Raw genomic sequence first — 10092 nt, forward strand, 5'->3', positions numbered from 1 at the left:
AGGCAGGTATAGCCGAGAGTGCGGCTGCTGTCGAGTTTCAACCTTCAGTTTCGGCTCAAGTGTTCGTGAATCCGGTTGGCGTACAACCATCCGTGGCGGGAGATGCAGAGCCCGAGGTGTTGCTGTCCACCTCCGCTGTCATCTCCGGTCGAAGCGCTGGAATCGCGGTCGCTGCGAATGGGAAGAACGGCAAAGCAGCTGCCAGTACAGGAAAGCCGGATGGGAACACTGTCAAAACATCTGGCTCTTCTGTAGCGAATCCGCTCTCGCAAAAAACAGAGACTGATGGGACGAAGCCGGAGATGGTGATTGCTGCCAATCCGGATGCTGACAAATCCAAATCACAAAGTACAGCAGTTTCAGCGGCAGATGGTGGTCAGCTTCGCGCCATGTCCGTGGCCTCAAGTTCCACGCCTGGCGTTGCCCCTGGCAGCGGACTGACACACAATGCCGGTGTGGGGCTTCATACGACAGAGACGATCTCTCATGCAGTTGCGACTGCGCAGGCGGGTCAGAGTTTTAACGATACTTCGGCCCCGGTGGACGCGGCACATAAGACCTTGGCGGCTACACCCACTTCGCTTGAGGTGGGCGTCTCCAACGGAACGCATGGGTGGCTTAAGATTCGCGCTGAGATGGCCGATGGGGGCAGCGTCAATACCTCTTTGTCTACGTCTTCGTCGGCGGGACAGGAGATGTTGCACCGAGAGCTCCCATCCCTGGCGGCTTACTTGAAGAGTGAGCATGTCGCGGTGAACGCAGTCGTCGTTCAGCCGATGCCGGCAAGTGGTCCCGATACTCGCGGAACCTTCGCAGGAACCAGCGGCGGAGAACATAGGCAGGCTCAGCAGAGTGGAAGCCAAGGGAGGGAGGGTCGGCAAAGCTTGGCGAATCCAACGCCTGCTCATGCAGGTACGAGTGTGTCTTACAGCAGCCTTGGAGCGGTGGGGGAGGATGAGATATTTTCTTCGACCTCACATGTACAAGGAGGCGGCTGGTTGAGTGTGAGGGCGTGACGACAGGTGTCCGTGGCACGCATAGAGAAGTCCAATAAAAGCTAACTGAGGAGAGCAAAGATGAATGTGTCCGACATGAATTCGGTTATGGGAGCAGGAGCCAACGCGGCAACTACTGTCGCTTCTGCCCTGTCGCCGCGAGCTACAGCGAAAGACGCAGCCGCAACAAGCAATGCGGCATCCAGCAATACCAGCAGTACAGCTACTGGCGGTGCAACGATTACCTCGAGTGATTTTCTGACGCTGCTGGTAACAGAATTGAAGAACCAGGACCCCACGCAGCCGACCGACCCAAATGCCTATATTCAGCAACTGGTCGGCGTTAACAGTTTGCAGCAATTGATCTCGATCAATCAGGATCTGACACCGGCGACCTCATCAACTTCCACTTCCAGTTCCTAGATTTGAACGGCGGTGAGAGCGGGACTGGTCTTGATGGATAACCATAACTGAAGCTAAACCAAGAACGAGGAGAACGACGATGGGATCATTTTCAACGGCATTGAGTGGTCTGGCCGCAGACTCGGTGGCACTGAACACTATTGGAAATAATTTGGCGAACCTTAATACGACGGCGTTCAAAAAGCAGACTACAAACTTTGAGGATCTTTTCTACCAACAGATCGGAGAGAACGGAGCGAACGATGCCCTGCAGGTAGGCGTCGGTACCAAGGTTGCCAGCACATCCACTAGCTATCTGCAGGGAAGTGTCGACCCGACGGGCAATACCAAAGACATGGCCTTGAGCGGTGACGGCTTCTTCGTCGTACAGCAAAACGGTGTTCAGTCGCTGACGCGGGCGGGGGACTTCCAGCTGAACTCCAATGGAAATCTCATCACAACAGAAGGTGAAAATGTGATGGGGTACAGTGCTGTGAATGGGGTCATCAGCGGTAGCAGCTCGCTTGCTCCACTGACGCTACCGACGGGAGCTACCGAATCAGCAAAGGCAACACAAAATTTCTCGCTGACAGCAAATCTGAATGCCGGTGCGGCGACGGGAACCACCTTTTCAACTCCCGTACAGGTGTACGATTCGCTGGGTCAAACGCATCAACTCACCATGTCGTTTACTAAAACGGCAGCGAATACCTGGGACTACACCGCGTCATTACCCGCAGGAGATTATACGGGGACAGCGACAAATACTACTGGAACGCTTACGTTCGATTCGAGCGGCAAGCTTGTCTCGCCGACTGGAAGCTTGGCTGGCATCAGCTTTCCCGGTCTGCCGAATGGGGCGACCGATCTGAGCTTCAACTGGAACCTTGATGATTCGAGTGGCAATCCGACCATCTCTCAAACGACAGCAGCTTCGGCAGGCAGTGGAAGCGGGCAGGATGGATTTCCAAGCGGCGTTTACAACGGGTTCGGAGTTGACTCGAGCGGAATCATTACAGCTACTTACAGTAATGGCCAATCACAGGTGGTTGGTCAGGTTGCAGTAGCTACCGTGGCAAACGACCAGGGGTTGGTTGTCACGGGCAACAACAACTACATGACCACCGCAGCTTCGGGGCAGGCAAATATCGGGATAGCCGGGACGGGTTCTCGCGGAACGATAACAGACAGCGCATTGGAGTTATCCAATGTGGATATCTCCTCCGAATTCGCAGACCTGATCGTCGCGCAGCGCGCCTTCGAGGCGAACTCCAAGACAGTCACTACCTTCGACACGGTGACCCAGGACACGCTCTCCATGATCCGATAAGCTAATCCACGAAGACTAAAACTAGCGGACATGGAATCGGATCGTCGATTCCGTGTCCGCTTCTGGTTTGGACCCAGCATGCGCTGCTACCTCTCGGGTCGATCGTGAAGATTGGCTAATGTTTGCATGTACGAAGTGGCAATCGGCTTGCAACATGGTTAGCATCATGGCTACCTCTAGTCCACTTTCCGAAGTTGCTGCAAGCTCGCCGACTGCTAACTCTCTCGCGCCAGGATCAGTCAGGCGTTCTATCGCGTCTTTGCTGGTCGCGGTAGTTGCCGGAGCCGTGATTGCCTCGGCCGCATTCGGCGGAGCGCTGTACTTTCTTGCGAGGTCTGGAAGACTGTCGCTGCGCAAAGGCGCAGCACCGAAGAGTTTGGCCGCAGCTGATGGGCACACCCATCTATTGGCGCTCGATCCGCTTCTTGTAAACCTGGCAGATCCAGATGGGAGTACCTATGCGAAGGTGTCGATCACCTTACAGGTGGAAGACGCCGCCACGACCAGGGACTCTAAAGACTCTGCCAACAAAAGCGGCGAAGACGAAGTCGCGGCGGTTCGTGACACTGCCCTGACCGTGCTTGGCCAGCAAACGGCCAGCAACTTATTGTCGCCGCATGGAAAAGAAGCTCTGAAGGCTGAGCTGCTGAAGGAGTTCAACCAAAACAACCCTGTCATCAAGGTCAAGAAGATCCTCTTCACTGATTTTCTTGTGCAGCGGTAACAGCGATCCAATCTTCGGATGAACAAACAAGGAGGTGAGATGACGGAAAGAGCGATGGAACAGACAGAGATTACCGATCAGGTTACGGCTAAGTTTGGGCATGACTCAGGAGTCGTGGCCGGTCCTAAAGCTCCTTGGATGTCAAAGATCGAAGAGCACCCCGCATGGCCAAAGTTATGCCGGCTGGACCTGATGTTAGCTGTCGAAATACCGCTCATTCGGTTTAAGGTGCAGGATCTTTTGCGCCTGGCCGAAGGCCAGGTATTCGAGAGCGCATTCCCGGACACGGAGGACGTTCCATTGAGAGTAGGCGACATTCAACTGGGCTGGACGGAGTTTGAAGTAGTGGACCAGAAGATTGCGTTGAGGCTGACCAGGCTGGTTTAGCAATACATGAGTTCAAGACAGTAAACGATTCTGAGATTCGAGACGGAGTGAAGATGCATTCTCTGCAAGGTACAGTACGTGTCGGTCGAACAAAAGCTTCATCCTCGCCAGCGGGTCTGGCTGGGTGGCTGTTCGGTCGCCTGAGCGGGGCAGGTGCGAAACGTCAAGCCGCCACGAAACAGATGCATCTTCTCGAGACGCTGCCGCTGGGTGGAAAACGGAGTCTGATGTTGGTGAGTTGCGCAGGGGAGCTGTTCCTGGTGGGGGGCAGTTTCGAGGGAATCGAGTCAATCGTGAGGGTTCAGGGGGAGCACTCCCGGGATGCCACGGTGAAGGTGGATGGGTGATGCCTTTAGCGCGTGGAATCAATAAGTTTTGTTTGTTATTCGCGATTCTGAGCGTGATTACGCCCGCGCTGCATGCGCAGCGCCTTAGCAGCGCTCCAATGGCCGGCATGATTGTGGCGCCGGAATCATTTTGGGTGAATCATGCGCCAAAGCGAGTGAAGGCTGCGCAGAGGCGCGTTGCCTTCACTACGGGCGCGGGCAAAGAGGTGGAGAAGAGATCGAGCGTCGGTAACGGCGATGACTCCATCTCCAAGGCCATTGCAGCAAATAGAAGCGTGCCATGGTCCATTGTCTTAGGGCTCACGCTTTTGACCTTATTGCCGGCGCTTCTCCTCTCAATCACTCCGATGGTGCGCCTGCTTGTAGTCTTTCATTTTCTGCGGCAGGCATTGGGAACGCAGACCGCGCCCTCCAACCAGATCTTGATGGGGCTTGCGTTGATGATGACCTGGTTTCTGATGCAGCCAGTTTTATTGAAGGTGGAACAAGTAGCTGTCGTTCCTTATCAGCAGGGAACTATCTCCGGCACAGAGGCGATGGACCGCGGCCTTGCTCCGGTCAAGGAATACATGCTGCGATACGCGCGCGAGAAGGACTTGGAAGTCTTCGCGGCGGCGGGGATTGGAACCCGGCCCCAGTCAAGGGCCGATCTTCCCATTCAGGTCGTTGTGCCTGCCTATATTCTCAGCGAGCTGAAAGCGGGCTTTCAAATTGGTGCTGTGTTGTTCCTTCCTTTTCTTCTCGTAGATCTAGTGGTCGCAAGTGTCACCACATCTGTGGGCATGATGCAATTGCCACCTGTTGTGATCTCTACGCCATTGAAAATTTTGCTGTTCGTGATGGTTGATGGATGGAACCTGCTTGCCCATCAGCTGATTAAAAGTTTTTGAGCTTCGAGACTTGGCAAGAGGCGACGATGGGACCTGACCAGACCGTAGAGATGATGAGAAGAGTGCTGATGGAGGCGATGGTGTTGAGCGCGCCTTTGCTGGTGGCTGCGTGCCTGGTGAGCCTTGTGGTCAGCCTTCTGCAGACCCTGACCAGTGTGCAGGAGCAGACCCTGACCATCGTTCCCCGGTTAGTCACTGTCTTCCTCGTGACGATGGCGACCTTGCCTTGGATGGTGCATCGACTGGTGAGCTTCACTGTGCGAATGTTCACAGACTTTCACAAGTATCTGGGATAGAGAAAGCATGAATCTTGAGACAAGCCCGTTAGTCCTCGACGCCCCACAGTACCTCATTGCGGGGATGCTGGTCATGATCCGGCTCAGCGGATTAATGGTGTTTGCCCCGCTGTTTTCTTCGGCGGCCATCGCGCCGCGCATCAAGGCAGGATTTGTGATTGCAATGACGGTGCTGCTGACGCCGGCCGTGGCCGCGATCCCGAATCTGAAGATTACGCTCGATGCGCATTCCGTCCTAAGCGAACTGGGCGTGGGGCTGGTCTTCGGTCTTTCCTTGATGTTGCTTAATGAAGCCCTGATGTTTGCCGGCATGCTGTTGGGAATGCAGTTCAGTTTTTCGTTGGTCAACTTGATGGACCCGAACTCGATGATCGAAACGCCTGTCCTGGGGCAGATGCTCAGTTGGCTTGGGATCCTTGTGATTATTGGCGCCGGCCTGGACCGCAGTTTGCTTGCCGCAGTGGTGCGAAGCTTTCGCACGGTACCGGTGGGGCAGGGAGTCATTGAAGCAAAGACCGGAGCGGCATTAGCCATGATGGCTGGTGGCATCTTTCTGGCCGGGCTGCAACTGGCAGCGCCGGTCATTGCAGCTTCGCTTGCTGTCGAAGTGACCATATCGCTTGTGGGACGACTGTCGCCTCAGCTTCCGGCGATGGTGATGAGTATTCCGCTTAAAACGATGGTCTCCTATGCCGTACTGATCGGGAGTCTGGCCGTATGGCCGGGATGGATCGAGCGCCACTTTATTGCGCTACTCGATGCGGCAGGAAGGTTGATGACAAGCCTATGAGCGAAAAAGGAACAGAGCAAGCCACCCCGCAGCGAAAGAAGAAAGCGAAAGAGCAGGGAGATAGCGTTCGCAGCCGCGAGCTCCTTTCGGCGATTGCTATGCTTGGCGGCGTGCTCATGCTTGGAGCGACCGCGCATGGGTTTGTAGCAGGCTGGGGCAAGGTATATGCGGAGAGCATCCGCTCCGCGGCGGTTGGGGAAGTGAACGGCGAGCAGCGATGGAACGAGGCCATTCGGCAGATGCTTGAGCCAGCGCTCCTGCCCGTAGGTCTGGTGCTGGCTGCGAGCTTTGCCGGAGCTTTGATTGCCGGAGTAGCGCAGGTGGGAGGGGTGGAGATCCACCCCAGCGCAATTGAGCCGAAGTTTACAAAACTCAACCCAGTTACGAATCTGGGGCATTTATTCAGCTTGCAGTCTGCGACGCGGGTTGTGAAGTCGCTGGTGCCTGCCGCTGCCATGGTGGTGCTCGGCTGGGGCGCACTGAAGACCTTGATGCTGCCAATGCCGGTGATGAGCCTGCTGCGTTTGTCCTCGACCTTTTCCACGGCATACAGCCTTGCATTGGACGCGGCCTGGATCACGCTCGCGTGGTCTGGACTGGACTATGCGATCGAGTGGAGAAGCTGGAATGAGCGGCTCAAGATGAGCAAGCAGGAACTGCGTGAAGAGATGAAGGATGCGATGGGGAATCCACAGGTCAAGGGCAGGGTGAGGCAGATACAGCGGGCGATGCGCAAGCGCAAAGTCAAAGCCGACATGTCCCGTGCCACTGTCGTCATCACGAACCCAACTCACTATGCGGTGGCGTTGGAGTTTAGTTTCGAGACCATGCAGGCGCCCACCGTGTTGGCGAAGGGAAGAGATCTGCTTGCTGCGGAAATTCGCGAAGAGGCCCGATGGGCGGGCATTCCGATCATTGAAAACCCTCCGCTGGCACGAAGTCTCTATCGAACGGTCGAGCCGGGGCAATCGATTCCATTTGAGTTGTATGCGGCGGTGGCCGGGATTCTGGCATACCTGTATCGCCAAAAAGTAGAAGAGCGGCTAAGGCGTGATCGTCAGAAGCAACAAGCACAGGAAGCTGCACGGCGTCCTGTAGCGGCTGGCTTGATTGGATTGCGCGGCTATGGAGGTGGGATGTGAGTGAAGCCTTGACGAAGAAAAGCGGTACGTGGGAAGCATCGAAGATGCGGCCGCTGCTGCTGCCGGTGGCGGCGATCAGCATGGTGTTCGTCATGTTGATTCCGGTGCCGAGCTTTGTGTTGGACCTATTGCTGGCGGCGTCGATCACGGCATCGGTAATTGTGTTTCTGACGGCGGTCCAGGTGCGGCGCGCGGTGGACTTCTCCGTGTTTCCTACGTTGCTTCTGCTGTTGACGATGTTCCGGCTGTCATTGAACCTCGCATCCAGCCGAAGAATTCTGTTACACGGACATGAGGGGACGCACGCCGCCGGTGCGGTAATTGAGGCCTTTGGACAGTTTGTCGTCGGCGGAAATTATGTCGTTGGCTTCGTATTGTTTCTTGCTCTCATCGCAATCCAGTTTCTCGTGGTCAGCCATGGCGCGGTCCGAACCGCCGAGGTCACCGCTCGGTTCACGCTGGATGCGCTCCCGGGCAAGCAGATGGCAATCGATGCCGATATGAATGCTGGACTCATCGACGAACAGGGTGCCAGGAAACGGCGGCAGGCGATTGCGCGCGAGGCGGAGTTTTATGGAGCGATGGACGGTGCCGCGAGGTTCAATCAGCGCGATTCGATGGCGACCATCCTGATTACCGCGATCAATATCATCGCAGGGTTGTTGATTGGAGTGCTGCAGCAGGGCGCCGATCTGTCAACCGCAGTTAAGACTTACACGATTCTTACGGTAGGTGATGGTCTTGTGACCATGATTCCGAGTCTGCTGGTATCGATCGCAGGCGGCATCGTATTGACGCGTGCGTCGTCGTCGGGGTCACTGGATACAGAGCTGGGAACGCAGTTGCTTCGCAAGAGAAATACGCTTTGGATTGCCTGCGGCGTGTTGCTTGCGTTGGCTCTCATCCCGGGCCTGCCGAAGTTGTCGTTTGTGCTGATGGCAGTCGGTGTTGCCCTGATTGCACGCAAGCTGCCGGAGGCGAAGAGTGACGAATCCCTGCTCGCAGAAGAAGCCGCTGAGGAAGCGGGAACTGCCAAGGACAAGGGGAAGGCTGCCGATGCGACCAAGGGCGAAAACCTGGCATCGTTGCTGAAGATGGATGAGCTCACGCTCGAGATTGGCTTCCAGCTTATTCCACTGGTGGATGAGAAGCAGGGCGGCCAGATGCTGAACCGGGTGAGAGCGTTGCGACGACATCTTGCGACCGAGCTCGGATTTATCGTTCCCCCGATACACATTACGGACAATCTTCGTCTCAAGCCGCGTGAGTATGTGGTGAGTCTGCGCGGCATCGAGATAGCGCGGTGGCAGACGGAACAGAACTGCCTCCTTGCGGTAAATGCAGACCCGAAAGCACGCGCGCTGCCAGGTGTAGAGACGCGAGAGCCTGCCTTTGGAGTCATGGCGCGATGGATTCAGCCTGGATTGGAGGAGCAGGCGCTCGCAGCAGGATATTCGGTTGTCGATCAGACGACAGTGATCGGCACCCATCTGGGAGAGTTGATTCGCCGCTACGCGCACGAGCTGCTGGGACGACAGGAGGTCAAGCGCCTGCTCGACAGTATGAACGAGAGCTATCCCAAGCTAGTAGAAGAACTGGTGCCGAAGCTGATGACGCTGGGCGAGGTCCAACGAGTGTTACAGCAGTTGCTGCGCGAGCAGGTTTCGATCCGCGATATTGGAGCAATTCTTGAGTACCTCGTAGAAGCGGCACAGACGTCGAAGAACATCGTTCATCTGGTGGAGACCGTACGCCAGTCGCTCGGGCGAAGTCTCGTACATCCCCTGCTCGATGGAGAGGGCAGCCTGCGCGTGTTGATGCTGGAACCTGGCCTTGAAACGGATCTGCTGAACACGTTCGACGCGAAGAGCGCTCTGTTGCTGGGAGATGGTGCGCGAACAGGAAACATGCCCGCAGACTTTATGCGACGGCTGGTGGAATCTGTGAAACGCCTAACCGGAGGCGCCTCGACCTCGGCACTTCCCGTGCTCTTATGTCCAAGTCCAGCCCGCTATCATGTGCGGCGTTGGCTGGAGCCGTTTCTACCAAAGGTGACAGTACTGGCTCCGGTCGAGATACCCAGCGAGATTCGTGTGCGAAGTATGGGAACCGTCGGCTAAGGACGTATGAAGTTCGGGTGACGAGAGATGAAAGCACGGAAGGCAGAGAAGGATACGGAGGAAGTGATGAGCATAGGGAGTTCGGTTCCGGTAGAGGTGTTGCATGGAGTGTCAAAAGGAGCACTGCTCTGCGATAAGGCAATCACAGATGCGGCGTTCTTTATTCCATTCACGGCCAAGGATCAGTCTGTGGGTGAAGGCGAAGGCGAGACTGGAGTGGATCGCGATCTGATGCTGATGGAGCATCTTCCGACAGTGCGATATCTGGCGCGGCGCATTCACGAGCGCCTGCCGCAGCATGTGGAGCTGGACGATCTTATCTCCGCCGGCGTGGTGGGCCTCATCGATGCCTTCTCCAAGTTCGATCACAACAAAAAGGTGCAGTTCAAAAGCTACGCGCAGTTCAGGATTCGCGGCGCCATCCTCGACTCGCTGCGAACGCTGGATTGGAGCCCGAGAGAACTGCGGAGAAAAGGCAGAGCAGTGGAAGAGGCGATTCGCTCGGTCACGCAAAGAGTGGGACGCGCACCATCCGAGCAGGAGATTGCGGGTCAGATGGAGTTGAGCCTGGCGGAGTATCAGCAGTTGCTCGGCGATCTGAAGGGGTTGGAGATCGGTAGCTTGCATGTGGAGCGGTCGGAGGATTCAGGCGATGAGGAGCTGGCATAT

The 10092-nt window shown here is 56.2% G+C and carries 12 protein-coding genes; all 12 read left to right on the forward strand.

Translation table 11 applies throughout. From position 1 onward, the window contains the following. Positions 1-1016 (forward strand): hypothetical protein (locus tag VMU57_RS00310; RefSeq protein ID WP_325379599.1); only part of this gene is annotated, 1016 nt, incomplete at its 5' end. Between the two features lie 60 nt (positions 1017-1076). Next, the gene (locus tag VMU57_RS00315) at positions 1077-1418 is read left to right on the forward strand and encodes a flagellar hook capping FlgD N-terminal domain-containing protein (RefSeq protein WP_325379601.1); all 342 of its coding nucleotides are present in this window, start codon (positions 1077-1079) and stop codon (positions 1416-1418) included. Positions 1419-1497: 79 nt separating this feature from the next. Continuing rightward, positions 1498-2727, forward strand: coding sequence for a flagellar hook protein FlgE (locus VMU57_RS00320; protein ID WP_325379603.1), 1230 nt, complete (start codon positions 1498-1500; stop codon positions 2725-2727). Between the two features lie 259 nt (positions 2728-2986). Further along, positions 2987-3451, forward strand: a complete 465-nt coding sequence (locus VMU57_RS00325) for a flagellar basal body-associated FliL family protein (protein WP_325379606.1) — start codon at positions 2987-2989, stop codon at positions 3449-3451. Positions 3452-3490: 39 nt separating this feature from the next. After that, positions 3491-3838, forward strand: coding sequence for a FliM/FliN family flagellar motor C-terminal domain-containing protein (locus VMU57_RS00330; protein WP_325379608.1), 348 nt, complete (start codon positions 3491-3493; stop codon positions 3836-3838). Positions 3839-3891: 53 nt separating this feature from the next. Continuing rightward, positions 3892-4185 (forward strand): flagellar biosynthetic protein FliO, encoded by a 294-nt coding sequence (locus VMU57_RS22890; protein ID WP_414648581.1) that lies wholly within the window; start codon positions 3892-3894, stop codon positions 4183-4185. A 206-nt stretch (positions 4186-4391) separates the two neighbouring features. Beyond that, positions 4392-5075 (forward strand): flagellar type III secretion system pore protein FliP, encoded by a 684-nt coding sequence (gene fliP / locus VMU57_RS00335; protein ID WP_325379610.1) that lies wholly within the window; start codon positions 4392-4394, stop codon positions 5073-5075. Between the two features lie 26 nt (positions 5076-5101). Then, positions 5102-5371 (forward strand): flagellar biosynthetic protein FliQ, encoded by a 270-nt coding sequence (locus VMU57_RS00340; RefSeq protein WP_325379612.1) that lies wholly within the window; start codon positions 5102-5104, stop codon positions 5369-5371. 7 nt (positions 5372-5378) lie between these two features. Beyond that, the gene (locus tag VMU57_RS00345; RefSeq protein ID WP_325379614.1) at positions 5379-6161 is read left to right on the forward strand and encodes a flagellar biosynthetic protein FliR; all 783 of its coding nucleotides are present in this window, start codon (positions 5379-5381) and stop codon (positions 6159-6161) included. Beyond that, a complete protein-coding gene (locus VMU57_RS00350; protein WP_325379616.1) occupies positions 6158-7303 on the forward strand; it encodes an EscU/YscU/HrcU family type III secretion system export apparatus switch protein in 1146 nt (381 codons plus the stop codon). Before VMU57_RS00345 ends, VMU57_RS00350 begins: the two co-directional genes overlap by 4 nt. Before the next feature lie 44 nt (positions 7304-7347). Next, entirely contained in the window at positions 7348-9423 is a 2076-nt protein-coding gene (gene flhA / locus VMU57_RS00355; protein ID WP_325379620.1) for a flagellar biosynthesis protein FlhA, read from the forward strand. 66 nt (positions 9424-9489) lie between these two features. Further along, a partial coding sequence (locus VMU57_RS00360) for a sigma-70 family RNA polymerase sigma factor (RefSeq protein ID WP_325379618.1) occupies positions 9490-10092 on the forward strand: 603 nt, incomplete at its 3' end.

It is taken from the genome of Edaphobacter sp. (genome assembly GCF_035532915.1).
Lineage (GTDB): Bacteria > Acidobacteriota > Terriglobia > Terriglobales > Acidobacteriaceae > Edaphobacter.